Consider the following 26346-nt stretch of genomic DNA (forward strand, 5'->3'; position numbering starts at 1 on the left):
CGCAAAGCCCCCGAGCGTGAAGTCGATGGGAGACTCGATAATGGAAATTCAGGACTACCTGCGAATTCTGCAGTCACGATGGAAGATCATCGCGATCACCACCGTGGTCGCTATTCTCGGCGCGCTGGGAGCATCACTGCTCACCACGCCGATATACGAGGCGTCGACCCGCATGTTCGTCTCCACCTCGTCCGGGGCATCAGTCAACGAGATATACCAGGGCAACCTGTTCTCGCAGCAGCGAGTGACGTCCTACACCAAGCTGCTCACCGGTGAAAATCTCGCGCAGCGAACCATCGACAAGCTCGGCCTCGACATGACGGCGCCCGCACTCGCATCCCAAGTGAAGGCCAGCTCCGCACCCGACACCGTCCTGATCGACGTCAAGGTGCAGGATCCGTCGCCGGAACGCGCCCGCGACATCGCCAACGCCCTGTCCGACGAGTTCGTCGTCATGGCACGAGAATTGGAAACGCCCGAGCGTGGCGGCGCCCCGGCGGCGCGCGTCGTCGTCGAGCAGCAGGCACAGACCCCGTCGGTGGCGGTCTCCCCGAAGACCATGCGCAACCTGGCGCTGGGTGCAGCAGTGGGATTGCTCCTCGGTATCGCCTTCGCCGTGCTGCGTGATCGCCTCGACAACACGGTCAAGGACCGGCGCACCGTCGAGGAACTGGCCGGATCCGCACTGATCGGCACCATCCCGTTCGACAAGGACCGGCAGACGCAGCAGGCCATCAACTTCGCCGAAGGCCACTCCTCGAGCGCCGAGTCCTACCGGGAACTGCGGACCAACCTGCAATTCCTCGAGGTGGACAACCCGCCGCGCGTCATCGTCGTCACCAGTTCGCTGCCCACCGAGGGTAAGACCACCACCGCCATCAACATCGCGCTCGTGCTGGCGGAGGGCGGCCAGAACGTGTGCCTGGTCGAGGGCGACCTCCGTAAGCCGCGGGTGTCGAAGTACCTCGGTGTCGTCGGTTCCGTCGGCCTCAGCAGCGTGCTCGCCGGCAAGGCCAGTCTCGACGCCGTGCTCCAGCCGACGCAGTACTCGGGCCTCACGGTCCTGGCGTCCGGACCGATCCCGCCGAACCCGAGTGAGCTCCTCGGAACGGAGACCGCCCGCCAGGTGCTGGCCGACCTGCGGGGGCGTTTCGACTACGTGATCGTCGACGCGTCACCGCTGCTGCCCGTCACCGACGCGACCGTGCTGACCGCGATGTCGGACGGCGCGCTGGTCATCGCGCGGCACGCCGAGACCAAGCGGGATCAGCTGTCGAGGGCGGTGGGCAACCTGCACAGCGTGGGGGCAACCATCCTCGGAACGATCATCACGATGACGCCGAGCCGCGGGCGGGGCGTGTACGAGTACAAGTACTACTACGAGACCGACAAGTCGCTGCCGCAGATGCAGCAGGCCACCCCCGCGCAGCCTGCCGTGCAGCAGCACCCTCAGCATCAGGTACCGCAGCCGCCGGCCCCGCAGCCGCCGGCACCTCAGCAGCCGGCCCCGTACGTTCGCGACGAGTACCCGCCGCACCAATACGGTCCGAACGGGGGAGATCGGCAGGAAGTGCCCGCCTATCAGGGTGCCCCGGCCTACCAGGGCGACCAGAGTCAGCAGTGGGACGGCGGTCCCGACCACTACGGCAACGAGCAGCAGGCGGGCGCACCGGTACCTACCGCACCGAAACGCACCCGCCGCTACCGCGACGACCAGGAAGCCTGGTCCGAGGCGGACGCTCCGCGCGACCACACCCAGTAGTTCGGCGATCTCGGACCACCTGAGGGCAATGCAGGTCTGCTCGTTCTTCTCGGTTGAGTCCGCGATTTCCTCAGGACCGTCCGAGGCCCGGTGCCGCGGAAACACGGCGGCGAGGTCTGCGACGGTGCAGGCGCCACAGGCGTCTACACCGTCGTTTACCTCCTGTGTGGTGGCACAGGAGGTAAACGAGCAACCCACAACGGGCCACGGCCACCAACTTGCATTACCTCCCCGCCCTGATCACCTAGGGGATTTGGCTGCCGGTGTGGATCATCCACGCCGGGCATCGCCGACCCTCGCCGGGCAGGGTTGGTGACGGTGGAAGACGGTCTCTGACAGGCGGCTCTCGCTGAGCCTGTTGGTAGCTATCGGATCCCAACTGGGCTGGAGAATTTCGATGCCTGGACCGATTCAGGAAAATTCAACGCTTCCAATCGATCCGGACGAATCCCGGATCGAAAGCTTTTCGTCCGCGGGGTGACGGAAGTATGGTCACCGTCATCAGCAGTGCAATTACCGTGCCGCGCCGGTCCGCGCTGATCTTCTCCCAGCGTGCGCGGAGATCGCCGGCACTGATCTTCTCCCAACGGGCGCGGAGATCGTCGGCACCGATCGACTTGGCCAGCCGGTCCCAATGCGTCTGGACGGTGAGAGCGGCGTCGATCCGAGCCAGGTCGTACCTGATCTGTGCGGGATGCGCTGTTACTTGGTGTCCGTCGACCTCACGAGTCGCGAATACCAGCGCCAACGCTTCGAGCCGTCTCTGCAGCCCTCCCCGCTTTCCTTGGAAGGCTGGGACGTCGACCCCGTCGTCTGACTTGTCGAGGAGAAGTGCGTCCTCCGCGGTGAGTCGGTCGATCACCAGCGTGTCGATGTAAGCATCGAGGGTGTCCTGCCGCCTCCACAGATGGGCTGATTCCTTGCAGACGTAAAAGTTCGTGTCCCGGCTCGTCGTGACGTGTGTTGTGCTCCCGCACTTTCCGCAGAGGTAGACGCCCGAACCCTGCCAGCGCCGATCCCGTGCCACCGTACGTCGACCATCGAGGATTTCGACTACTGCTCGGTGCGTGTGCTCGTCGATGATGGCGGGCCACTGGCCGGCACCGACGATCTGACCCTTGTATGTGGATAGCGCGGCATATGTCGGGTTCCGCAGCACGGCAACCACTTTTTTGCTGGTGAACGGATTCCCCTCGCGAGTCGTTAGCCCGCCCGAGTTCCACCTGCGGGAAATTTCCCCGGTGGACACACCGGACAACAGCGATTGCGCACCCTCCCGTATCGCCGCTGCCTCGGCCTCCACGACCGCCGCACCGTGTGCGGTGTACCCGAACATCGGAATTCGGGTGCGCCACTCCCCGTCCAATGCAGCCTGCTCACTCGCCCCAGTCATCCGCTCCTGCGCGCCTTCAATCTCATGCCCGTCTTGACGTCGTTCAGTATTCGCCGGTTGTCCTTTATTGCGGGCGAGTGGTCGCGGGCCGCGGATCCACTGACTTCGTAGCCCACTGACGCTACCGACTCGGGAGCCTGGCGCGGCCAGCCGAGCCTCTCGCCCTGAGATTCGCCGATATCCGCGGACGGATCGCTGCTTGTGTACTGCTCACCGCCTCAACATGACGATTATACGGTTCAGTCCGACGGTGTGACCTTCGCCTTTGCCCATGTGGATGTCGCGCACCACGGCGTGACTCGTGTCATGTAAGCAGTCTTGTCATCCCGGTGGATACGCATGGGGTTTGTCGGTGGGAGTGGAGATGATTCTTAGCCGATCAGGATCAGTATGCCGACGAATGCGACCAAGAGAGCGGAGGTGCTGGCGCAGATGGCCCATGCTCGTGTTGCGATGTGGTGCCACCTCCGATCGGGGTGGCCCGCTGGTGCGGTGAATACCGTCGACCGAGGGTGTAATTCGGCAGTGCCGATCCGGTCGGGTACCCGCTTGCGGGGACGGCGGGCGAGCGCGTCCGCGGTGACTGCCGCGCCCAGAGACGTCATAGTCACAAGCAGCGTGACCACCAGGACCACCACTGTCGGAGGCATGTTCATGTTGAGCACTCGATCTACTTGTCTGCTAGTTGGCGTCCGCTGTGGACGGTTATGGGCAGCATTCCTGGCCCCTGCATATGTATCGCCGCGGGTGCGCGTCGTGTTGCACGGCGGGCGGATCTGCCCGGTTGTATGACTCCGCCACCTTGATGCGAAGTGGTGTGGAGTAAGCGGCTCCGGCCCGGCGCGTACCTTGTCTGCTGTCGGGATCTCGGGCAGCGTTTGTTCGGGTCGGCGGTTCATCGAGGCGGCGAGGTCAATGTCTCGCGGGGCGGGCCGTCTGGGACGGTGTTCGGGGCCCTCTCTGGTTGACGTGGTTGACCCATTGGGGCATCATTATGGTTGACAAGGTTGACGCGAAGGGTGGGTAGTGGTGATGACATCGCTGGTGGAGCAGGAGAAGCAATTGATGGAGGAGCTCTCGCAGCGGGTGCACCGCACGTTCGCCGCGGCGGCTGCAGCCGGTGTGCCCACCGATGCATTCGCGGACGTGCAGGCGATCGCGGATGCGATGTCGGCTGCGCTTCCCACCCATCATGTCTATGACCAGGTCGTGGGCCCGTTCTACGACACGGCCGGCCTGACTCGGTGGTGGAATGTCAGCCGCCAGGCGGTGAGCAAGAAGGTCGCTACCAACGCGGTGATCGCCTGCCAGCTCGAGGAGGGGCAATGGGTCTACCCGGTGTGGCAGTTCACCAGCAGCGGCACCGTGGACCCGGCGCTGGTGCAGGTGTGGCGTGTCCTGCGGGCGGGGGCGGACCCGTGGACGTGTGCGCTGTGGCTGCGGGCACCGCAGGATGCGTTCGGCGGTAAGACCGCGGTGGGCTGGTTGACCGAGGGTGGCCGGGTCGACCCGGTCCTGGCGGCGGCCCGCGCGGACGTGCAGCGGTGGGCGGCGTGACCCGGGAGGATGTTGCGCTGCGGGCGCCCGGATCGCGCGCACTGACCGGGTTTCCTGGTTGGCGGTTGACCGGCAGAAGGCAGGTCACGCGTGGTCACCGGGTCTCGAATGGGCCGTGGTGGTTCTCCTCGTCCGGTGGTGGACGATTCGATCTGTCCGCGCCGAGGGGTACGTGCTACGTCGCATTCGATGAGGCGACGGCGATCCGGGAGACGGTGGGGGAGGCGTTGGCCTCGCTCGGGGTGATCGCCCACGACTTCGCGGCCGAGCGAATGCTGTCGACGCTGCGGTTACCGGGGACCCATGACCTCGCGGACACCTGCGCCGACGCGGCTGCCGCGTTCGGGCTCACCCGGGAGTTGTGTTCGATGACACCGTACGACGTTCCCCGGGCGTGGGCGGCGGCGTTCGATGTCGAGTTCGACGGCATCCGGTACCAGACGCGGTTCACCACGGGCCAGGCGGCGAATGCGGCCGCCGTGTTCGGTCCGTCCGGTGAGGTGTCCTGGCCGGTGGACCCCCGTCCCGAGTCTTTCGTGTCGGCGGCGAAGCGGTGCGGTATTGCGGTACAGCCGCTTCCGCGGTCGGTCCGGGTCCTTCATCCGCCAACCTGAAGATCGCCACCGGCGCTCGGTTAGTCGATGTGTCGTGCGTCGAAGGCTGGACACGTCAACCGTTTGTGGAAGTGCCGCGTCCAGCGTGCCCGTGGGGTTGGGAGGGGGCGGTGAGTCCGAGCGAGGCGCGGCGAGCCCGGGACGGGGCTCACTGACTCGGCAGGGCAGTGGGAGCCGCATGGTCACTGGGGGCCGATGGCACGCGATGACAGGCCCGACGCGCACCGTAGGGCGCTTCGATGGCGAACGGTGCCTGCGGGATATGTGGTCCAGCGTGGTACTCGGTGGGGTGTCCTCGGTCTGGTGGCCGAGGCCGCGTGGGTGCACGACACCGCGTCGGTGTCACCGCTGACGTATCCCGTCAGATGGCGGCGGTTGGGATGACCGTACCCGCGAAGTCCGGAAGGACAGGGACGAACTCCCCGGCGATCTGACACAGGGACACGCCGCCCGGCGGATGTCCGTCGATTCCCACCGCCCGTGTCCAGAACAGACAGCCCCGGCCACAAGCGGTCCTGAGATCCGTTCCGAGACAGACTATCCGCAGGACGTTCAAATCTTGGAACGGGATTAGTTGCGGCTGCTCCAAGACCCGGAATTGCTCGAATTATAGATCTTGGAGAACAATTCAGCGCAGCGCTTTGCCGAGACGCGACCCGAATTCCAATACCCTCGCACCCCATTCCTTCCCTCGACCGTGGAACCCAACTAGCGAAGGCGTCTCCTCGCGGTCGTCAGTGAGCGGCGCGGTACGCCTCCTTGATCTCGGCGGGAATGCGCCCACGGACCCCGATGTCATAGCCGTGGTCCTGAGCCCATTCCCGCACCGCCCTCACATGGTCACCGTCCCGCCGCACAGGCTTGCGTGTAGTCCCACCACGCGAGGTGAGGGTGCCCGCCGATCGACTCTTGCGGCCACCCACCTTCGTCGCGCGATCGATGTACCGAGCGAGCTTCTTGTGAAACTCTCTCGCATTCGTCGCCGACAAGTCGATCTCGTAATCGACTCCATTCACGGAGAAGGCGATCGTCTCGCCCCTTCTTGCCGCAATGGGAGTTCCGTCGATATCGTCGATGTGTTCGACAATCACTAGGCGCGCCATGCTACCTCTTTCGTCATATTTGCAAAACCACTTTACGTCCATCGCGCACAATGAACATCAGCCGAAACGCCGCACTCGTCACAGCGTCGAAAAGCGGCAAATCGGATAGAAATCTCGGTGGCAGTTAACCCGCCAGATGGATCATCCCAGACTTCATGGCCGGTCGATGGATCTCAGGCTGCGTCGATAACAGCTCTGATGGTGCCAATGACCGAGACCATCAGCTACTGCTCACCGTAGAAATGGGTATACGCAGGAATAGTCGAAGACAAAACGATTCGCCGTTCTCCGGTCTGGCGGGTACGGCGAATGCCGGGGGGTTGCGTCCAGTAGAGTCGCGCCTCGCTAATTCGAATAGAAAGTCGAGCGGCCGACCGGACTTCTCCGACGCCTGGCGCTTCTCCAGCGCGGTGACGCTTTGACACAGACCGAGCGAGCGCGAGTTTGGTCGGGTCGTTCACGTATTCCGGTCAGTGGAGTCCGTGGAACCGTCCATTTCGTGATCGAAACGATCCATTTGAGCCGAGTCGTCCACGAGCTGAGCGTCGATCGGCGGCGAAGGTTCGAGGCCGGGTTCGCTCCGCGGCGGGCAGGGCTCTGTTTGGGACGAGGCTATGTTGAGTCGAGATAAGTGGTGCGTCCTGTCCGCATAGCGGTCGATACCGGACGGAATGAGGTGGTCCGCGAATGACAAAGGGCGTAACCATTGTTGGGCAAGATTAGTCTCGCCCAGCTTGGGGCTGCGGAAGCCCGCCATCCGTCGGCACGGACAGCGGGTCCCCAATCGACGGTCCCGAGTCGGGTCAGTCGGACCGCCGAAGCATGGAAGACCCCGGCAGCCACTGGGGGTTTGGCTGCCGGGGTCGGTACACCAGCCCGCGCCGAAATGGGCAGCGAGTAGGTGCGCGGCAAATTCTATGGTGCATGGCAGGTTGTTCTACATATTGTGATGCAGTAAACACAAGGGAGTTTCGGCGGGCTGACGCATGTCGTGGCAGCGGTTCGCGGCCAGGCGTCTGCCTCTCCTGGTCGCCGAAGATCGTTCACGCAAACGACAGAAGCCCAGCCCAGAATCTCTCGTTCGTGTGCCACTCGTCGGATCGTCTGGCGTAGACGGCGACGAGTGTGCCCAGGCCGGCGACGGCGACGGGCGCGATCCAGGGCAGTGCGTCGTGAGTGCGGATCATGGGTCCCCCTTGGCGTTCTGCACGTATGGTCCGTGGCGTCCGTCGATCCGGAAAACCTGCCAGCCCCTACTGGGGCGTGAGGGCTGGCGGGCCCTGCCTCCTGGTACCAGGAAGAATCCTCCACCCGTCATCGACGGGGAGACCCCGAGTTGGAGAAGCTGGTGCAATTTGTTGGCCGCGATTGCGTCACGCTCGTCTGGATCCCCTGTCAGCAGACTGACGAAACCCCGCCCAACGTCGGGGGAAGGCGGGGGTTCCGGCGCCGGTGATCAGGGGTGGGGGTCCTGCCGGCACGAGCTGATCGTAAGCGAACAAATTACCGACCCGCCAGTTGAACCGAGCTGTGTATATCGCGTGAATGACACAGGATGTGAACCGGTTCCGGTCGAACTGCTTGCTAGTACTGCAACGGCACTTATGGGACGTGTCCGCGGGTTCGGCAATGGCAGGTGCGGGCTTGGTGCTGTCGGCGTCTCCGCCAGTGTGACCAGGACCAGACGTGTTCGTCGGGGCGGGCGTGTCGCAGGATCAGATGCACGAGCAGCCGCCGGATTTCGGGTACCGTGTAGCCGATCATGCCCTGATCGTTTATCCCGATTCCCCCTTTACCGCTTCGGTTGTCGTCCCGGCCAGCCAGGCGAGGGCGAGCATCGACAGGGTGGTGTGGGCGTACCAGGCCGGTAGGTACGCACCTGATACTGGTCCAGGCCGGCCTCGTTCTTGGCCTGCTGAAAACATTCCTCGACCCGCCACCGCGATCCGGCGACGGCGGCGAGTTCGGTGAGCGTGGTACGACGGGGGCCGGCGCAGATGTAGTACGCGATCTCGGTCGGGTCCGACAGCGATCGGCGGGCGAGCAGCCAGTGCCCACGCCCGGGCGCCCAGGCGATCCGGATCGGTACCCGCACCCAGGAGTACTCCCGCGGCCCGTGGGCGCCGTCGCCGGCGGAGATGCGGCGCCACTGCTTCGGCGGAACGGCGGCGATCATCTCGTCGGCCCGGCCGGCGCGCCCGTCCAGGTTAAAGACGTCGTCGTTGCGGCGGGTGGCCAGCACATAGGACACGTCGCGTTCCTCGAGCCACACCCGCAGGTACTTCACCTGACCGTAGGCCTCGTCGGCGGTGAGCCAGGAGAACGGGACATTCGCGTCGAGCGCGCGCTCGATCATATGCTGTGCCAGCACGGGTTTGGTCGCGAACTCGACCTCGTCTCCGGTGTCGGCGGCGCGGCACCGGTCGCGGTCGGAGGTCCACGATTCGGGGAGGTAGAGCTCCCGGTCGATGAGCGCGTGCCCGGTACCGGAGGCGTAGGCGAGGAACACCCCGATCTGGCAATTCTCCACCCGTCCGGCGGTGCCCGAGTACTGGCGTTGCACCCCGGCCGAGCGGGTGCCCTTCTTGAGGAATCCGGTGTCGTCGACGATCAACACTCCGGCCGGATCGCCGAGGCGTTCGACTACGTAATCGCGGACATCGTCGCGCACCCCGTCGACGTCCCAGTCCGCCGCCGCAGCAACCGTTGCATCCCGTCCGGGCTCATCTCGCCGGCCCGCTCGGCGAGGGTCCACCCGTTCTTGCGTTCCAGACCCGCAACCAGACCCGCCACATACTCCCGCACCCGTGTCCGCGGCTCCGACCGGACGAACCGACCGGAGATCCGCTCATGCAACGCTTCCAGCTCGGCAGCAACCAGATCGACGACCACCCAAGCAGTATCGCTTACCTGTCAAGTAAGTGCCGTTGCAGTACTAGCCAACGACCCGCGCAACTTGCAGGCCGTCGACAGGCCCACCATTTCGAAAGGTCCGATTCCGATGCCCCGTCCTGGCTGCCGCCGAGCAAGGGATATCCGTGCGTCTACGTCTCGACGTGAAAGCCCTCTACCGACTGTGGGTGACCCGGGCGGAGAAGGACGCGATGATTCGGGTCCTGCACTTCTGCTGAGCAGTAACCTCTCGTCACGTGTCAGAGCCGCGACTGCAGCGGCGGCAACCATTGACGCAGCGTGGTTCCTCACCCCGGATGAAAGGACCCGTCACCGGGCATGATCGACGGGCCGTTGAGCGCGCCCTTCGTCGTTAGGGAAAGTCACCTGGTCGGGTGTGAAAGTTGATGATTACTCGGCATAGAGAGGCGCCCCGATGGTCGCGCCCACTCGTGCACGCGCCGAAATTGCCGGCCTTTTGCGGACACTATTTGATTGCTTGGGGATTGACTGGTGATCCTACCGCACCGGTGAAAGTGAGTGGGGGCGCGACTAGTTGGAATTCGTAGACACCGTCGTCAGCGCAGTCGTCCGCCAAGTCATCCATGTCCCACATTTCGCCGAGGAGGATGCCGGCGTTGACGAGCATGATGATATGCAAGGGCTGATACACGTCAGCGCCTTCGTTGGGTAGTACCTCCGCTCCCCAGGTATCGGTCGCTACTGCAGCCACCCTGCGGGGACAGAAGAAGTCTGACGCACTGATGGCCAACCCAGGGGCTGAGCCGCCCGCGTAATCGCCCCATGTTCCGATGTGTCTCCGCTGTGCGATCTGTCCGGTGCGCACAAGTACGAAGTCCCCTTCACCGACTTCGACATTCTGTGCCTGTGCAGTAGCGAGTAAGTCGGTATCAGTAATCGGTTCACCTGGTTCCAGCCAGGGGAGGTTCTTGAATCGTGGGACGTCCAGGAGCACGCCGCGGCCGACAGCTTTGTCTTTGACGTTGGTGATGCTGTTCTTGATGGCTCCCCTGCTTGTCACCATGTCCGTTCCATGTCCGTTGTACATTTGTCCGTTGTGGTAGATGTGCGCCAATGCGTCCCACTGGGTCGAGGACTGGAGGACCATGTATGCGGCGTCATCGGTGAATCGGAGCTGTGCAAGGTGGTCCTGTGCACCCGCGGCGATGTCGCCTCCATCCCATAGCATGTGATGCGAGGGGTTGTGTCTGCCGAGAAAGCCGTTCATCGGACCGTCGTCGTCTAGGGGGAGTGCAAGTGAGAAGACTTTGCCCTTCTTGACCAGCCCGGCTGATGCAATGACTTTGTCGGGGGTGAGGTAGTTCAGAGACCCGAGCTCGTCGTCCGCGCCCCATCGACCCCAGTTTCGATACTGCTGTGCTTTGGCCAGAACGGTGTCGAGTGTGAGGCCGGTGGTTTCGGCTGTGGTCATCGAGATATCTCCGATTGGGTAGAGCGGCCGGAAGGCCGGAGGAAAGGTCACTGTGCGAGGGGCGGCTGAGGAGCGGCCGCCATTACCTTGACTATATGTATGTGTAGGTGCGATGTCACCAATTCAGATTTTGAAGTCATCAAGCTGTCTCCATCGATCGGCACGCTCATGGAACCACTCCAATTGTTAGCGCACTCAATTGGATTAGCCTGGACATCCGAACGCTCGAAGCGCCTGATCCGTAAACTGGAACGATCCGAACGGGGAGTGGTCCAGCTGATAATTCGAATACGGACGGACTGTGAGTCCAGTGTCTTGAGGGATAGTCGGAAGACGATGCGGAAGATCGTTCACCACATTCCATGCCAATTGCCCAACCGTCGCCTACCTACGCTGGGCTCAGGGTGTCCGCGTATTCGACACCGCCGACCGTCCAGTGGTCATTCGGTTGCTGCGCACCGTGTCCGACTTCGACGGGCGGACGGGGCCGCGGATGCATTGTCGGGCACGGTTTCTTCGGCCGATCCGGAAGAAACGGAAACCTCTCCGACGCCGCCCTGTCGGCGCTGAGGCAATGTTGGGATCCGTCGCCGTGCACAGCAAGCCGGCTACGAGAGAGCTCGGTCGCCCAGTTCGGCAGGCATTTGCTGCGGGCCGGGGGCGTCACCCAGGCGTTCCGCTACGGCGCCGACGCGCAAGGATCATGCGCTAGACCGGGGCCACTTCACTGGGCGATCCTCGCTGCCATGTGAGTTCCAGCGCATGGCAGCTTCCGTCGTGGAGAATCGGTCGGCGGAATAGGGGCGCTCGTTGGCAGGCCTACTGTGTCTTCCTCGTGGGTGACCGTGCCTGTGTTAAGACCGCATACGCAGGACGACGATCTCCAATTCGTCGACGCTTGGGGTGCCGACGCAGCGCGTTCGCGGCCACACCGAGTCGGCCACCGTGCCAGCGTTCGTCTCCAACGCATGGCGAACTCGCCCTGTCGTGTCTAGAAGTTTGCTCCCGATCTACGGCTCCAGCCCAGTCAGGACAGGGACCCCACCGAGTAGGCTGGGGTCCTTCGGTGGGGTCCCTGTGTTTGCCACCAACTTCGGGGGAGGTGACGGCATCAACATATCCCAATGGCAACACTATGCGCGAGTAGGGGCTCTAGACAACAGTGTAGTAATTGTAAAACGTAACTTTCTTCAGTAATGTCCCAGCAAAGCGTTCGGTGTCGCAAATGACCGATTTGTGGCCAAATGGGGAAGGCGACTGCTTATGTGGTTCCGAGAAACGGTGGCCTGTGCTGCTGGGGTAATACGGCTGGGTATCGATGCAGGTATCGCCCTGATGTCGATGGCTATAGCGGTCCCAGGCGCGTTCGCCATAGGCGAGGGAACAGCGATGAGGCGCGCGGTGCGCGGCCAGCGCCCCCCGACAGACACCTCGGTGGACCTGAAGGCTCACGACTTCGGAACGATCGTGACACACAGGTGAGGTGCGCCGAGGTGTCATGCTTATGCTCCGGTGTAGCAGCCGAGTAGAAGGTTGAGACGCATGTCGGAGATGAGCGAGATGAAACCGGTGCCCCTTGGGGCGTTGGCCGTGGGCGCCCGGGTGCTGGTACGCAGGCAGTCCGAGGCGGCGGCGACCGGTGCGATTGTCGAGGATTTCGCGGTCGTGACCGACTCCGAGGAACGCGGGCACGATTGGGCGCCGGTGCATCGGTGGGCGGTTGCCCTCGACGACGGGCGTCTGGTCTTTGCCGACACCGCGGACCTCACCGTTGATCCCGGTGCGGGGCAATCTGGGCGGGGGGCTCGCCCGACCGGCTGAGCAGGCGTCAGGGCGTGTGCGAACCCGGGTGTGTTCGATCTGGAGTAGGCGAAGCGGTGTTGCTCTCGTTGTCGTGCAAGGGTCGGTCCTCGCTGCTGGCGCAGTACGTACGGTGCCTACCGTGTCCGGGGCAGTCCCCAGCATCTCTGCGGAAGCCGCACGTCGCGAAACGTTTCATGTTGCAGCAATTCTATCGGTGGCCGCCTGTAGTGTGCGGGTTTGTGACGATCGAACACGTGGGCCGAAACCGACAGCAGCGCGGTAGAAGTGGTGCCGGTCGGTGGGTGCGGGCTGGCGCCGGATTTGCCGGTGGCGACGGCCGCGCGGATCTCCGGTGCCGTCGCTCGGCTTGAGCGCCGGGCACCCGCCGCGTCTATGCCTCCGATTGGCGGCGCTTCCGGACCTGGTGCGACATTCGGGGACACACTGCCTCGCCGGCGCACCCGGTCACAGTTGCCGCGTACCTGGTCGACGCAGCCGACACACTGGACGGGGGATGGGAGCGGTCCTACTCGCCCTCAACCCTGAACCGCTCGGTGTCGGGTGGTCGGGCACTATCATCGGACCGCGAGCTTGCCGACTCCGGCGCGGGAGGCGCTGGTCACCTCGACGTTGTCGGGGATCTGTCGGGACTACGCCACGAATGGGTACCGGCCCCGTGCCCCGCGGGTGCCACTCTTGGTCGAGGACATCGTCACGGTCGTCCAATCTGCCCGGAAGGCTGTTTACCGGGTGGGCGGCCGAGGTATACGAGCGCCGTGATTCCGCGCTGTTGTTGATGGGATTCGCCGGGGGCGTTTCGGCGGAACGACCTCGTCGATCTGAACAACGGGGACGTTCTCAAGTACCGGTTGGAAGGGTGCACGTGCGGCTGCGGCGGTCGAAGACCGACAGGAAGGCGAACGGGCCGTTCGCCCATTGCCGTTCACCACCTCCCGCGCCAGTTGTCCGCCGTGCGCGTACTTTCGGTGGGCGCAGGTCGTTTCTGCATGCGATACCGCCGGCCGTCCTGGTGTCATCCGGTTTCTGCGCACCACTGAGCCGTTCGGTGGTCATGTCTGTCGGGGTGCGTTGCCGCGGGTGCGGGCTCGGGCGCCGCTGTTTTAACGACGTAAGAACGGCAACCTCTCCGAGACAGCGCTGTCCGGTGCGTCGGTGCAGGCGGCGGTCCGCCGCCCGCCCAGGCTGCGGGCACGACGGCAATCGTAGCCCAACTCGGCGTGCATTCTCTCCGAGCGGGTTTCGTCACCCAGGCCTTCCGCAACGGTGCCGACGCGCACGCCATCATGCGCCAGACAGGCCACAGCCACCGGGCCACCGTGGAAATCTATGCGCGGGAGAACGCCCCGCTGATCGGCAATGCGTCACCGAGATCGGCCTCTGACCCCGATGAGCATCGACCACGAGATCTCACCGGAGTCGGGGCAACAGCCGATGGCCGCTCGCCGGTACGCTCACGGACTGGGTGGTCTCCGTCGACTGGTGCGACGCCTGCGAGCATCGTGCTCTCTCAGCGCACCGAGGGTGCTGGCAGGATTCCTCGCCGACCATCCGACGGTGGGTGTCAACCAGCGGCGGCAGGCCACCGTGATCAACGCCATTCACATAGGCACCAAGCACCCGGTGCCCGGACGCAGCGAGGCGATCCGCCAACTCCTGACGCTGCGCGAGCGGACCGCATTGGTCGGGTTGCAGCGGTCGCTGCGGAGCGGATCGTGCGTATCCCGTAAGTGGGTGGCCGACGGGATTGTTCGGCCACCGCGACGGTCTCATCCTTCCCTGGTTGCCGCTGGGCTGAGTTTCGAGGAGATTGCCCACCCTCGCCGAATCGACATCAGCGCGGATCCGACACCCGATCAGCACCAATGGGTCTGGGTACGCCTCTCCAAACTTGTGTATAGGGTCCGCAGGGCCGGGACGCTGACCCCATGGTTAGACATGGCCAACTCCAATTACGTTCGTATCAGCTCTTCTGCCCTGCTGCGCGCAGCTGCTCCGCGGTGGCCTCTAGGAGCTCGGTCCAGGACACCTCGAACTTGTCGACGCCCTCGTCCTCGAGGACCTTGAACACGTCGGTGAGATCGATGCCGACGGCGCTGAGCTTGTCGAACACCTGCTGGGACTCGACCGCGGTGCCGGAGACGGTGTCGCCGGCGACCTCACCGTGATCGGCGAACGCGTCGAGAGTCTTCTCGGGCATCGTGTTCACTGTGTTCGGAGCCACCAGCTTGGTGACGTACAGGGTGTCGGGGTAGTCGGGGTTCTTGACTCCGGTCGACGCCCAGAGCGCGCGCTGCGGGCGCGCACCGTCCGGCAGCAGACCCTGGAACCGCGGCTGCACCTCGAAGATCTGCTGGTACGCGGCGTACGCGAGGCGGGCGTTGGCGAGCGCCGCCTTGCCGCGCAGCGCAAGCGCCTCAGGGGTGCCGATCTTGTCGAGCCGCTTGTCGATCTCCGTGTCGACGCGGGAGACGAAGAACGAGGCCACCGAGTGGATGCGGGACAGGTCGTGACCGGCCGCCTTCGCGGCCTCGAGGCCGTCCAGGTAGGCGCCCATGACGAGCTCGTAGCGCTCCACGGAGAAGATCAGCGTGACGTTGACGCTGATGCCCTCACCGAGCACCTTGGCGATGGCCGGGATACCGGCCTCGGTGGCCGGGATCTTGATGAACAGGTTGGGGCGGTCGACGATCTTCCACAGTTCGACGGCCTGCGCGACCGTCTTGTCGGCGTCGTGCGCGAGGCGCGGGTCGACCTCGATGGACACCCGGCCGTCGACGCCGTGGCTCGCCTCGAACTGCGGGGCGAGGACGTCGCAGGCGGCGCGCACGTCGTCGGTGGTCACCGTGCGGATGGTGGCCTCGACGTCGGCACCGCGCTCGGCGAGCTCCCGGACCTGTGCGTCGTAGACGTGGCCCTTGCTGAGTGCGGCCTGGAAGATCGACGGGTTGGTGGTGACACCGACGACGCTCTTGGTCGCGATGAGCTCGGCGAGGTTGCCGGACTCGATGCGGTCACGGGAGAGGTCGTCGAGCCACACCGACACGCCTGCTTCGGAGAGCTTCTGGAGGTTGGGGTTCTGAGTCATGGCGGTCTATCCCTTCACGCGTGCGAGCGAGCGCTGTGCGGCGGCGGTGACGGCTTCGGCGGTGAAACCGAACTCGCGGAACAGGGTCTTGTAGTCGGCGGACGCGCCGAAGTGCTCGATGGACACGATTTCGCCCGCGTCGCCGACGAAGCGGTACCAGGGCATGGAGATGCCGGCTTCGACGGAGACCCGCGCCTTGACCGTCGGGGGGAGGACGCCGTCGCGGTAGGCCTGGTCCTGGGCGTCGAACCATTCGACGCAGGGCATGGACACGACCCGGGTGGGGATGCCGTCGGCCTCGAGGGTCTCGCGGGCGGCCACGGCGAGCTGCAGCTCGGACCCGGTGCCGATGAGCACGACCTCCGGTGCGCCGGTGGAGGCGTCGGCGAGGACGTAGCCGCCGCGGGAGACACCCTCGTAGCTGGTGCCCTCGAGGACGGGCAGGTCCTGGCGGGTCAGGGCGAGGCCGGCGGGAGCGCGGGTGGCCTCGTCGGCGCCCTTCTCGAGGACGGCGCGCCAGGCGTGGGCGGTCTCGTTGGCGTCGCCGGGCCGCACGACGTACAGGCCGGGGATCGCGCGCAGCGCGGCGAGGTGTTCGATCGGTTGGTGGGTGGGCCCGTCCTCACCGAGTCCGATGGAGTCGTGCGTCCACACGTAGGTGACCGGGGTCTTCATGATCGCGGCGAGCCGCACGGCGGGACGCATGTAGTCGCTGAAGACGAGGAAGGTGCCACCGTAGGGGCGGGTCGGTCCGTGCAGCGCAATGCCGTTGAGGATAGAGCCCATGGCGTGTTCGCGGACCCCGAAGTGCAGGGTGCGGCCGTAGGGCTGGGCCGTCCACATCCGGGTGGAGATGGCTTCGGGACCGAACGAGTCGGCGCCCTTGATGGTGGTGTTGTTGCTCTCGGCGAGGTCGGCGGAGCCGCCCCACAGTTCGGGGAGCACCGGCCCGACGGCGTTGAGAACGGCGGCGGATGCCTTGCGGGTCGCGACGCCCTTGGGATCCGGCTCCCAGGTGGGGAGGACGTCGGCCCAGCCGGCGGGAAGGTCGCGGCCGATCAGACGGTCGAGGAGCTTCTTGCCCTCGGGGGCGCGCTGCGTCCACTCGTCGTACTGGGCCTGCCATTGCTTGTGTGCCTGCGCGCCGCGCTCGACGACCTTGCGGGTGTGGGCGATGACCTCGTCGGCGACCTCGAACGTCTTGTCCGGATCGAAGCCGAGAGCCTTCTTCACGGCCGCGACCTCGTCGGCACCGAGGGCGGCGCCGTGCGCCGCGCCCGTGTTCATCTTGGTCGGTGCGGGGAAGCCGATGATGGTGCGGAGCAGGATCAGCGACGGCTTGTCGGTGACCTCGCGGGCCTTGTTCAGGGCCTCTTCGATGGCGACGACGTTCTCGCCGCCCTCGACGATCTGCACGTGCCAGCCGTACGCCTCGTAGCGGGCGGCGGTGTCCTCGGACAGCGCGATCGCGGTGTCGTCCTCGATGGAGATCTTGTTGTCGTCGTAGATCAGCGTCAGGTTGCCGAGCTGCTGGACGCCGGCGATGGAGGAGGCCTCGGAGGTGACGCCCTCCTCGATGTCCCCGTCGGAGGCGATGACGTAGATGTGGTGGTCGAACGGGCTGTCGCCGAGCGCGGGCTCGGGGTCGAAGAGGCCGCGCTCACGGCGGGCGGCCATGGCCATGCCCACGGCGGAGGCGAGGCCCTGACCGAGCGGTCCGGTGGTGATCTCGACGCCGCGGGTGTGGCCGTGTTCGGGGTGGCCGGGGGTCTTCGAGCCCCAGGTGCGCAGCGCCTCCAGGTCGTCGAGTTCGAGACCGTAGCCGGCGAGGTACAGCTGGATGTAGAGGGTGAGGCTGGAGTGCCCGCAGGACAGCACGAACCGGTCGCGGCCGATCCAGTCGGCGTCGGTGGGGTCGTGGCGCATGACGCGCTGGAAGAGGGTGTAGGCGAGGGGCGCGAGGCTCATGGCCGTGCCGGGGTGGCCGTTCCCGACCTTCTGCACCGCGTCCGCGGCGAGCACCCGGATGGTGTCGACGGCCTTGGTGTCCAGGTCGGTCCAGTCGGCGGGGTGAACCGGTTGCGTGAGGACGTGGATGTCGTCTGTGATCGACACGGGCAGAAGTCTCCTATTGCGGGGTGGGAAATATGGGCACTCGATCGCTGCCGGTGCCGGGACTGATTCTGGCCGTCCATTTCTCGACGGGTGGTCTGGACTACGTGTAGGAGTAGAAACCCTGGCCGGTTCCTTACTCAGACGACCGGCATCGACCATGCGCTGTAACAACGGCGGCGGGTGTGCTGTTGCTCCCGGAACTCGGCGTGCAGCGATTCGGTGATCGCGAGTATGAGGTCGAGGCCGATTCTGTCGCACAGTGTCAGAGGTCCGAGGGGATGGGCACAGCCACTGATCATGCCTTCGTCGATATCCTCCCGGCTGGCGAATCCGGATTCGAGCATCCTGATCGAATTGACCAGGTACGGAATCAGCAGGGCATTGACCACGAAACCTGCCCGGTCCCCCCGAGCGGATGGTCCTCTTCCCCAGCGGCTCTCGTACGTAGGTAGTGACGTGGTCGACCACGTGTTCTGCGGTGGTGAGACTGACGACGATCTCGACGAGCGGCAGAACGGGCATCGGGTTGAAGAAGTGGACGCCGATCACCCGCCCGGGGTTTCGGGTGGCGTTTGCGAGCCGGAGGACCGGAATGGCGGAGGTATTCGTTGCCAGAATTGCCGATGGACCGACGATGTCGTCGAGGGTGCGGAAGAGGTCGAGCTTCACGGCTTCGATCTCGGAGCGGCTTCGATCACGAGGTTGCGGTCTGCGAAGTCTTCGATACCGAGTGTGACGTCGATTCTCGCGAAGATGTCCGCCGAGGCATGGTTGTCGAGTCGTCCCGACTTGACCGCACGGGCGAGGGACGACTGGATACGGTCCGTTGCGGCATTGGCCGAGGTGGTGTCGCGCTCGAGGATGGTCAGTGAATCGCCCGCTCGTGCAGCTACTTCCGCTATCCCTGCCCCCATTGTCCCGCCGCCGATGACGCCCACTCTCTTCACGTGATCTCCTTGGTGTTCAGGCTGGTCGAGCGGCTGGATCGGCTCTGGCGCAAAGGTATGGGTGTCGGTGAAGAAGTCGTACAGCGGCGCACCAGGCCTTGGCGACGTACGGCCCAGGTGAATGGTTGGGAAGCAATTTCCAACCACTCCTGGGGCCGAACACCTGGTGCGCCGCCGACGGTCACCACACTGCCTATGGCTGGACGTGTGCGGTGACAGTCACCGCGGTGTCTGGCTGGACGGTGCGGTGACGGGCTGGGGTGAGTTAGCCGAGCCTGCGAAGCCGGGGTGCCAGGTCACGCTCGAACAACTCGAGGAAGCGCTTCTGATCGTGACCGGGAGCGTGGAAAACCAGGTGGTTCAGCCCTGCGTCGATGTAGGGCTTGATCGCCTCGACCACTTCGTCCGGGTCGGCGCCCACGATCCACCGCTTCGCGACCTGCTCGATGGGGAGCGCATCCGCGGCGGCCTCCATCTCGATCGGGTCGGTGATGTCATGTTTCTGCTCGGGTGTCAGGGACAGCGGCGCCCAGAAACGGGTGTTCTCCAGTGCCTGTGCGGGATCGGTGTCGTAGGAAATCTTGATCTCGATCAGACGATCGATGTCCTCGACCTTCCGTTCGGCCTTCTGCGCACCCTCGGCGACTGCCGGCATCAGCTTGTCGTTGTAGAGCTCCATGCCTTTACCGGAGGTGCAGATGAATCCGTCACCTGCACGGCCGGCGTAGCGCGCGACGACCGGACCACCTGCCGCGATGTACACCGGAATGCCCTCTACGGGAACGTCATAGATCGAGGCGCCGGTGGTGCGGTAGTACTGACCTTCGAAGTCGACTCGGCCGCCCTTCCACAGTTCGCGCATGAGTTGCACGGATTCGCGCAGGCGGGCAAAGCGTTCCTTGAAATCGGGCCAATCGCCTTCGAATCCGGTCGCGATTTCGTTGAGCGCCTCACCGGTGCCGACCCCGAGCATCACCCGTCCGGGATAGAGCAGTCCCATCGTGGCGAATGCCTGAGCGATGACTGCGGGGTTGTACCGGAATGTCGGTGTCAGAACCGAAGTGCCGAGCTGGATCCTTGTGGTCCGCTCACCGACGGCCGTCATCCACGCCAGGGAGAACGGGGCGTGGCCACCCTTGTGCCGCCACGGCTGGAAGTGGTCGCTCACCATGGCGCTGTCGAGTCCATGACTTTCCGCGAGCACCGAGAGTTCGACCAGTTCGCGTGGGCCGAACTGTTCCGCCGACGCCTTGTACCCGAGCTTGAGTTCTGCGGTCATGTGCGTTTCCTGCTTTTCTGTGTGTGTACGAAGTGGGTCGTCAGCCGTGGAAGTTCACCGCGGAGTACTCGCGGAGTTTGTTCAGACTGTGTCGTCCGTCGATCATCCGGACCGTGCCGGACTTGGATCGCATGACGATCGACTGGGTGGTGGCTCCGCCGGCGGCGTATCGCACCCCGCGGAGCAGGTCACCGTCGGTGACACCCGTCGCGCAGAAGAATACGTTGTCTCCGGAAACGAGATCCTCTGTGTGAAGCACCCGGTCGAGGTCGTGGCCCGCGTCGATCGCTCGCCGGCGTTCGGCATCGTTGGTGGGGGCGAGCCGGCCCTGGATCGCGCCTCCCATGCATCGCAGTGCCGCTGCTGCGATCACGCTCTCGGGGGTGCCGCCGATCCCCAGCAGCATGTCCGGTGCCGAACGTGGATCCGCGGCTGCGATGGCGCCGGCGACGTCTCCGTCAGCCAGCAGTTGGACCCTGGCTCCGGCGTCTCGCACGGTATTGATGAGGTCGCCGTGGCGGAGCCGGTCGAGTACGGCCACTGTCACGTCCGAGACCGATGACTTCTTCGATCGTGCCACACGTCGGATGTTCTCGTGGACCGGCGCAGTGATGTCGATGACGTCGGCGGCATCGGGACCGACTGCGATCTTCTCCATGTAGAACACCGCAGACGGATCGAACATCGTTCCGCGCTCGGATACCGCGAGCACGGCGATGGCATTGGACATTCCCTTGGACATCATCGTCGTTCCGTCCACCGGGTCGACCGCGACATCGCACTCGGGACCGTCACCGGTGCCGACGCACTCGCCGTTGTAGAGCATGGGGGCGTTGTCTTTCTCGCCTTCGCCGATCACGACGACTCCGCGCATGGTCACGGAATTGATGAGCTGCCGGATTGCGTCGACCGCGGCACCGTCGCCGCCGATCTTGTCGCCCCGTCCCACCCAGCGTCCAGCGGCCATCGCGGCTGCTTCCGTAACGCGAACCAGTTCGAGGGCGAGATTGCGGTCCGGCTTCTCCCGGCGGCTCACGGTCATCGGGCCGCTGCCTTCACCTGATCGAGTGCAGCGTCTGCGCTGCTCGTGGAGTGTCCACCGAACTGATTCCGCAGGGCGGAGACCGCCTTCATCGACGGTGAGGTCTCTTGCCTGCTGGCGAACCGGGCGAAAAGTGCAGCCGAGATGACCGGTACCGGAACGGCATTGCGGATGGCCTCTTCGACGGTCCACCGGCCTTCTCCGGAGTCTTGGGTCCAGCCGGCGATCCCGGACAGCTCGGGATCGTCTTTGAGGGCGCGCACGAGGAGGTCGAGGAGCCACGATCGCACCACGGTGCCACGGCTCCAGGCCTCGATCACTGCCGGGACGTTCTCGACGAGTTCCGTGGCCTCGAGCAGCTCGAAGCCCTCCGCGTACGCCTGCATGAGGCCGTACTCGATCCCGTTGTGCACCATCTTTGAATAATGGCCTGCTCCAATGGGTCCCGCGTGTACAAATCCTTCGCTACGCGGGCCTTCCGGGCGGAGGACGTCGAAGACCGGCATCGCCCTGTCGACGTGTTCCTCGGATCCGCCCACCATCAACGCGTAGCCGTTCTCGAGACCCCAGATTCCACCGGACACACCGCAGTCGAGGTACCCGATCCCTCGCGCGTCGAGCGTCTTCGCGTGGTGGATGTCCTCGCTGAAGCGGGAGTTGCCTCCTTCGATGACGAGGTCGCCCGGAGAAAGCGCCTGTGACAGGTGCGTGATCGTCTCCTGCGTCGGCGCACCCGCCGGAACCATCACCCAGACGATGCGCGGTGGGGGAAGTGCCTCGACGAGCGCGTCGATGGACGAGACGTCGGAGCTGTTGACGTGCGGGTCGTAACCGAGAACTTCGGTGCCCGAACGGCGGAGCCGTTCGCGCATGTTGAAGCCCATCTTTCCCAGCCCGATAAGCCCGATCTGCATAGCGTGGAGCCTTTCCCAATCGACAGAGGACTATCCGCTCAGCCGAGACCGCAATGCACACGGCGCTCGACCACGCAGGTGTCTCAAATTTCGTAATTGTTGAATCGCCTTTGGCTTCGAGCGGGTCCATCCATCAGGAACAAGAACGAGTCGCTCCGGCAGCCCAATCGTCTAGGTCTAGAAGGGCGGCGCCGCGCACGTCTCAATATCTGACGACCGGGGGCGTCGATGCACAGTCCGTCGTAGATAGTGCGCTGTGGTGAGCGCCTGAGGAGAATTCTTCTCATTTCCCCCAGCGATCGGCTCTTCCGTTGCCAGGGGTGTGGTCTCGAGGGGCGCTGAACTAATGGGATGGTCTCGCTTACTTTTCTTGTAGGGAAGATGCCAGCGTTTCATCGTTCCTCCGCATATTCGACGCGTTTAGGGCGTGGCCAAATTTTTGTCTCTCACCTGCGACTGAGACGTCAGTTAGGCGTCCTCAGATAGACTGTCTTCGCTGTGGTGAAGAACGCCCGAGCTGATTTACCTTGCCCGCGGCACATACTGCCTAGGGCTTCGAAAGCGTCGAGGGGCGCGTCTGGCTCGTCACTCGCCGCCCCGTGATTGATGTGGACGACTCCAGAATTACTTCTCCGCGCAAACTTCATAGCGATGGCGATGTCGGAAGTAAACAACCCCGCACCGGGGCCGAACCTTGTACCGTTCGTCCCTGCCAATGCGGCCTCGAAGTCCTCGACTTCAGTGAGAACGAAAACGGGGCCGAAGATTTCCTCCCGTAAGAGGTGGCGACTCGCTGCGACCCCGGTCGTTACGGTCGGCTTCATAGAACAACCACCTTGGTTGTCCATCCCGCCGAAAATCACGTGTGCGCCCTCATCGTGCGCATGCTCGAGGTCTTCCGCAACTGTAGCGCGTTGATCAACTGAAATCGGACCTGTGTCCGTGGTTTCGTCGTAGGGGTCGCCCACCACAAGTCGGCTTACCCGCTCACGCAAGAGGCTACTGAATTCGGCCATAACGCTGTGTTGCACGTAGACGTGACTGACAGTAGCGCACCGTGTCCCCGACGTCAGCATTGCTCCACGGACGATCTGCGCAGCCGCGTCCTCGAGATCGGCATCAGCGAGAACGACTGCGGGACTCTTCTCGCCGCCCCCCACCTCGACTCTTATATTTCGGTCCGCTACGCCCTTGCGCAGCCCTAGACCAACATCTCTCGACCCGGCAAATGACAAGGCCGCCAAACGAACGTCGCCGGTCAACGAGGTGGAAAGCGAACGACCGTCTCCGGTGACGAGGTTTAGCACTCCACTCGGCAACCCGGCTTCTATGAGAGTCTCAGTCAGGAACACAGCACTCCCCGAGGCCGCCTGAGCAGGCTTCCAAACAACTGTGTTACCGAAACCTATTGCTGGAGCCAATTTCGACGTAGGTAGGGCGAAAGGAAAGCTCCACGGTGTAACGACGCAGGCGATTCCGACCGGTACTTCTACAGTCAGCACTGCCGTCCGCGTGTCCGCGCTCGGATAGAACTCACCGGAGGGCTGCAACAGTTCGCCCGCGAAATAGCGCAAAAGGGCTGCGCTGTACAGAATTTCGGCACGGGCCGCACGGATCGCCTTCCCCGTGTCCGCGGTGAGCCGGCGAGCCCCTTTCTCGATCCGCATTTCAAGCAAATCTGCTGCATGACGAAGAATATTCGCGCGCTGGACGGCCGGTGCGTGCGACCAACCGATCTGTGCGCCGGCAGCAGCCTCGTAGGCCCTGCTCACATGACCTGGGGTTGCTGAGGCGAAGGTACCCACAATCTTGTGAGCGACAGATGGATCGAATCGATTAAAAGTGTGGTCTGCGCTACTCCACTCCCCGTCGATGAGGAGAGTTGCACCGTCAGTGAGCGTGGCCGATGAGGTAGGGAGACATAACATTGCGGCAGCACCTGACCTGTGTCGTGGTGGAAGTTGATCGCGGGAAGTAAGTGAACTAGGTAGGGTCATCGGTTGCGTGCGGAAGGAGCTCGCCTCATGGTCGGTTCTGGTCCCATTCGCGGACTGCCTCCTCCTCCTGCTTCAGCGCGGGCCCCAGTAGCATCTCCCGGAGGTCAGAAAACTCGGTGCCCGGACGATCTCCGGGAAGTTGTCAAGACCGTTCAACATGTGATGGGATACCTTCTACATAGAATCGATTACATGACAATAAAGTGTCGATGCCGCAACGGTCAAGGAGACCTGATGGGAAACGAGTCCGTGCAGACATTTCGTCGGAGCGACTTCGTCGGTTGGAAGGCCAGGACGGAGCCCACGTCCACCGTCGCATGGCAGCTGCGCAGCGAGGGCCGTGGTCTCGTCGAGTTACGAGATCATGCTCTGCGCCCTGACAGCCTTTCCCTCATCGCCCATCGGATAGCGAGGAGTGAGTGATGGGGGGAACTGATCCAATCCCGGCTCACCAACAGCCCCAGTGGGCCACCTTGGGCGAGCATCGTGACCGCCTCCATGGAACAACATTGCGCGAGCTGTTCGCGGGCGATCCAGGACGCGCAGAGGTGTTCTCCCTCTGCGTCGACGGACTGCTACTAGATTTCTCGAAAAACCTGATCGACTCCGAGGTGCTTCGGGTACTGATCGAGCTTGCCGGCGCCGCGGGGCTCGGCAAGCGGATCGAGGAAATGTTCACCGGCACACGAATCAATACGACGGAGGATCGTGCAGTAGCGCACACAGCGCTGCGGGCTGCGAAAGGTGCACGCATTGACATCGACGGCACGGACGTCGTCGGCGCGGTTCACCAGGTCCTTGAAGCAATGGCGGACTTTGCGAACCGGGTACGTTCAGGTTCGTGGCTTGGGCACACAGGCAAGCCGATCAAGAACGTGGTAAACATCGGGATCGGCGGGTCCGACCTCGGCCCAGTCATGGCGTACGAGGCACTCTCCGCATACTCGGATCGTCGGCTCAACGTGCGCTTTGTCTCCAATATCGATGGATCCGACATCGTTTCGGCTGTCCAAGGACTCGACCAGAGCGAAACCCTCTACGTCATTGTGTCCAAGTCCTTTACAACCAAAGAGACGCTGACAAACGCGCGTACCGCCCGCCGTTTCCTGATCGATGCACTCGGCGACGACGAAGCTGTCCGCCGACATTTCGTAGCCGTCTCAACCAATGCCGAGCAAGTACGCAGATTCGGCATCGACCCCGACAACATGTTTGGCTTCTGGGACTGGGTAGGTGGCCGGTACTCGCTCGATTCTGCTGTCGGCCTGGCGTTGATGATCGCGATCGGCCCGGAAAACTTTAGAACCATGCTCGACGGTTTCCGGGCGATGGATGATCATTTCCGCGAAGCCCCTTTTGAGCGCAACATGCCAGTGCTTCTGGCCGTGACGGGAATTTGGTACAACAATTTCTTCAATGCTCAAACCCACGCCGTGCTGCCCTACAGCAAGTACCTCGGACGGTTTCCGGCGTACCTGCAGCAACTCGATATGGAGAGCAACGGCAAGTCGGTGGGTGTCGACGGTCGGCCAGTTCAGATCCGAACAGGCCCGATCGTGTGGGGTGAACCGGGGACGAATGGTCAGCATGCGTTCTTCCAACTGCTTCATCAGGGCACGCACTTTGTACCCTGCGACTTCATTGGGTTCCTTCGGCCTGTGGACGGACCCGAGGAACACCATGATCTGCTCATGGCGAACTTCTTTGCGCAAACGGAAGCCCTCGCGTTCGGACGCACTGCACAAGAAGTAGGAGCCGCCGGAGTGAGTGCTGAACTAGTCCCGCACCGCAGCTTCGATGGGAACAGGCCTACAAATACTCTGCTGGCCTTCCAGTTGGACCCGTTCACGCTCGGGCAACTGGTAGCTCTTTACGAGCACAAGGTATTCACTCAGGGTGTTCTGTGGGGAATTAACTCATTCGATCAATGGGGCGTCGAACTAGGTAAGTCCCTCGCTGCCCGAATCATCGACGAACTCGACTCGGGTAACTCCGATCCGTTGGAACACGACAGTTCCACGAATTCGTTGATATCCCAGTACCGTCGGGCCAAAGCGGGTGAGACGCGCAGTCATCTGACTGACGAGGTGCCTCGATTCAGGATGCGAGATTGAGTAGGCCGGGGCTGTGTCAACAGCCACCGACGACCATGCCATTGTGCATCCCCGCTGCGCCTCGCTTGACCTGACGTGGCGCCCTGAGATTGGTTGGACGCAGCGGGGGCGGACAAGCTCCGTTCTCGCGTGGGCGCTAGTCGCTCTCACTGGCTCGGGCGTCGGGTTTGGGGTCCTCCGCAATGCCACAGACCGTGCTTCACGCTTGACGGCCCGAAGTCGCTCTTGTAAATTAGAAACGAATCGAAAAGCTGG

At 63.8% G+C, this 26346-nt stretch carries 15 protein-coding genes and 4 pseudogenes; 7 read left to right on the forward strand and 12 right to left on the reverse strand.

Annotation, left to right across the window (positions count from 1 at the left end; genetic code table 11):
- Positions 1-40: 40 nt before the first annotated feature.
- Positions 41-1762, forward strand: coding sequence for a polysaccharide biosynthesis tyrosine autokinase (locus tag PSR88_RS39290; RefSeq protein WP_016881333.1), 1722 nt, complete (start codon positions 41-43; stop codon positions 1760-1762).
- Positions 1763-2183: 421 nt separating this feature from the next.
- On the opposite strand, the gene PSR88_RS39295 is transcribed toward PSR88_RS39290, so the two are convergent.
- Entirely contained in the window at positions 2184-3155 is a 972-nt protein-coding gene (locus tag PSR88_RS39295; protein ID WP_037196452.1) for a recombinase family protein, read from the reverse strand.
- A gap of 1032 nt (positions 3156-4187) precedes the next feature.
- Between PSR88_RS39295 and PSR88_RS39300 the strand changes: the two genes are divergently transcribed.
- Both PSR88_RS39300 and PSR88_RS39305 read left to right on the forward strand, forming a co-directional pair.
- The gene (locus tag PSR88_RS39300; RefSeq protein WP_029538578.1) at positions 4188-4712 is read left to right on the forward strand and encodes a hypothetical protein; all 525 of its coding nucleotides are present in this window, start codon (positions 4188-4190) and stop codon (positions 4710-4712) included.
- Positions 4709-5326 carry an RES domain-containing protein gene (locus PSR88_RS39305; protein ID WP_029538579.1) on the forward strand — a complete coding sequence of 206 codons (618 nt, stop codon included), beginning with the start codon at positions 4709-4711 and terminating at the stop codon, positions 5324-5326. The genes PSR88_RS39300 and PSR88_RS39305 overlap by 4 nt, the downstream gene beginning before the upstream one ends.
- Positions 5327-6060: 734 nt before the next feature.
- On the opposite strand, the gene PSR88_RS39310 is transcribed toward PSR88_RS39305, so the two are convergent.
- The 3 genes and pseudogenes from PSR88_RS39310 to PSR88_RS39320 all read right to left on the reverse strand — a co-directional run.
- Positions 6061-6429, reverse strand: a complete 369-nt coding sequence (locus tag PSR88_RS39310) for a histone-like nucleoid-structuring protein Lsr2 (RefSeq protein WP_016881339.1) — start codon at positions 6427-6429, stop codon at positions 6061-6063.
- Positions 6430-7472: 1043 nt separating this feature from the next.
- A complete protein-coding gene (locus tag PSR88_RS39315; protein ID WP_016881341.1) occupies positions 7473-7616 on the reverse strand; it encodes a hypothetical protein in 144 nt (47 codons plus the stop codon).
- Positions 7617-8210: 594 nt separating this feature from the next.
- Positions 8211-9321 (reverse strand): annotated as a pseudogene (locus PSR88_RS39320) (IS701 family transposase); the annotation flags it as partial.
- A 43-nt stretch (positions 9322-9364) separates the two neighbouring features.
- Between PSR88_RS39320 and PSR88_RS39325 the strand changes: the two are divergent.
- Positions 9365-9560: pseudogene (locus PSR88_RS39325) on the forward strand (HNH endonuclease); the annotation flags it as partial.
- Positions 9561-9808: 248 nt separating this feature from the next.
- Here the strand turns inward: PSR88_RS39325 and PSR88_RS39330 are convergent.
- On the reverse strand, positions 9809-10774 hold the full coding sequence (locus PSR88_RS39330) for a cyclase family protein (RefSeq protein WP_016881342.1): 966 nt from the start codon (positions 10772-10774) through the stop codon (positions 9809-9811).
- Between the two features lie 1542 nt (positions 10775-12316).
- Here PSR88_RS39330 and PSR88_RS39335 point away from each other — a divergent pair.
- Positions 12317-12595: a hypothetical protein gene (locus tag PSR88_RS39335; protein ID WP_016881344.1), complete on the forward strand. Its 279-nt coding sequence runs from the start codon at positions 12317-12319 to the stop codon at positions 12593-12595.
- 1220 nt (positions 12596-13815) lie between these two features.
- A complete protein-coding gene (locus tag PSR88_RS39340; protein WP_337464689.1) occupies positions 13816-14325 on the forward strand; it encodes a hypothetical protein in 510 nt (169 codons plus the stop codon).
- 233 nt (positions 14326-14558) lie between these two features.
- On the opposite strand, the gene tal is transcribed toward PSR88_RS39340, so the two are convergent.
- From tal to PSR88_RS39375, 7 genes and pseudogenes are all read right to left on the reverse strand, one after another.
- Positions 14559-15683, reverse strand: a complete 1125-nt coding sequence (gene tal / locus PSR88_RS39345) for a transaldolase (protein WP_342338986.1) — start codon at positions 15681-15683, stop codon at positions 14559-14561.
- Positions 15684-15689: 6 nt separating this feature from the next.
- A complete protein-coding gene (gene tkt, locus PSR88_RS39350) occupies positions 15690-17798 on the reverse strand; it encodes a transketolase (protein ID WP_342338987.1) in 2109 nt (702 codons plus the stop codon).
- Between the two features lie 100 nt (positions 17799-17898).
- Positions 17899-18745: pseudogene (locus tag PSR88_RS39355) on the reverse strand (3-hydroxybutyryl-CoA dehydrogenase).
- Between the two features lie 265 nt (positions 18746-19010).
- Positions 19011-20024, reverse strand: coding sequence for a glucose-6-phosphate dehydrogenase (coenzyme-F420) (fgd, locus tag PSR88_RS39360; protein WP_016881346.1), 1014 nt, complete (start codon positions 20022-20024; stop codon positions 19011-19013).
- 40 nt (positions 20025-20064) lie between these two features.
- Positions 20065-21066: a class II fructose-bisphosphatase gene (gene glpX, locus PSR88_RS39365; protein ID WP_016881347.1), complete on the reverse strand. Its 1002-nt coding sequence runs from the start codon at positions 21064-21066 to the stop codon at positions 20065-20067.
- Positions 21063-21983 (reverse strand): annotated as a pseudogene (gene gnd, locus PSR88_RS39370) (phosphogluconate dehydrogenase (NAD(+)-dependent, decarboxylating)); the annotation flags it as partial. The pseudogene gnd and the gene glpX, both read right to left, overlap by 4 nt.
- A 461-nt stretch (positions 21984-22444) precedes the next feature.
- Complete coding sequence (locus PSR88_RS39375) at positions 22445-23908, reverse strand: aldehyde dehydrogenase family protein (RefSeq protein WP_029538592.1); 1464 nt, start codon at positions 23906-23908, stop codon at positions 22445-22447.
- Positions 23909-24399: 491 nt separating this feature from the next.
- Here PSR88_RS39375 and pgi point away from each other — a divergent pair, with 491 nt between their 5' ends.
- Entirely contained in the window at positions 24400-26091 is a 1692-nt protein-coding gene (gene pgi, locus PSR88_RS39380; RefSeq protein ID WP_016881353.1) for a glucose-6-phosphate isomerase, read from the forward strand.
- The last annotated feature ends 255 nt before the right edge of the window (positions 26092-26346 follow it).

Source organism: Rhodococcus sp. DK176, assembly GCF_038447315.2.
Taxonomy (GTDB): domain Bacteria; phylum Actinomycetota; class Actinomycetes; order Mycobacteriales; family Mycobacteriaceae; genus Rhodococcus_F; species Rhodococcus_F jostii_A.

Bases quoted from the DNA above. Each gene is read 5' to 3' on its own strand.
- PSR88_RS39290 (WP_016881333.1), top strand. From the start codon at position 41: ATGGAAATTCAGGACTACCTGCGAATTCTGCAGTCACGATGGAAGATC.
- PSR88_RS39295 (WP_037196452.1), bottom strand. From the start codon at position 3,155: ATGACTGGGGCGAGTGAGCAGGCTGCATTGGACGGGGAGTGGCGCACC.
- PSR88_RS39300 (WP_029538578.1), top strand. From the start codon at position 4,188: ATGACATCGCTGGTGGAGCAGGAGAAGCAATTGATGGAGGAGCTCTCG.
- PSR88_RS39310 (WP_016881339.1), bottom strand. From the start codon at position 6,429: ATGGCGCGCCTAGTGATTGTCGAACACATCGACGATATCGACGGAACT.
- PSR88_RS39315 (WP_016881341.1), bottom strand. From the start codon at position 7,616: ATGATCCGCACTCACGACGCACTGCCCTGGATCGCGCCCGTCGCCGTC.
- PSR88_RS39330 (WP_016881342.1), bottom strand. From the start codon at position 10,774: ATGACCACAGCCGAAACCACCGGCCTCACACTCGACACCGTTCTGGCC.
- PSR88_RS39335 (WP_016881344.1), top strand. From the start codon at position 12,317: ATGTCGGAGATGAGCGAGATGAAACCGGTGCCCCTTGGGGCGTTGGCC.
- tal (WP_342338986.1), bottom strand. From the start codon at position 15,683: ATGACTCAGAACCCCAACCTCCAGAAGCTCTCCGAAGCAGGCGTGTCG.
- fgd (WP_016881346.1), bottom strand. From the start codon at position 20,024: ATGACCGCAGAACTCAAGCTCGGGTACAAGGCGTCGGCGGAACAGTTC.
- glpX (WP_016881347.1), bottom strand. From the start codon at position 21,066: ATGACCGTGAGCCGCCGGGAGAAGCCGGACCGCAATCTCGCCCTCGAA.
- PSR88_RS39375 (WP_029538592.1), bottom strand. From the start codon at position 23,908: ATGTTATGTCTCCCTACCTCATCGGCCACGCTCACTGACGGTGCAACT.
- pgi (WP_016881353.1), top strand. From the start codon at position 24,400: ATGGGGGGAACTGATCCAATCCCGGCTCACCAACAGCCCCAGTGGGCC.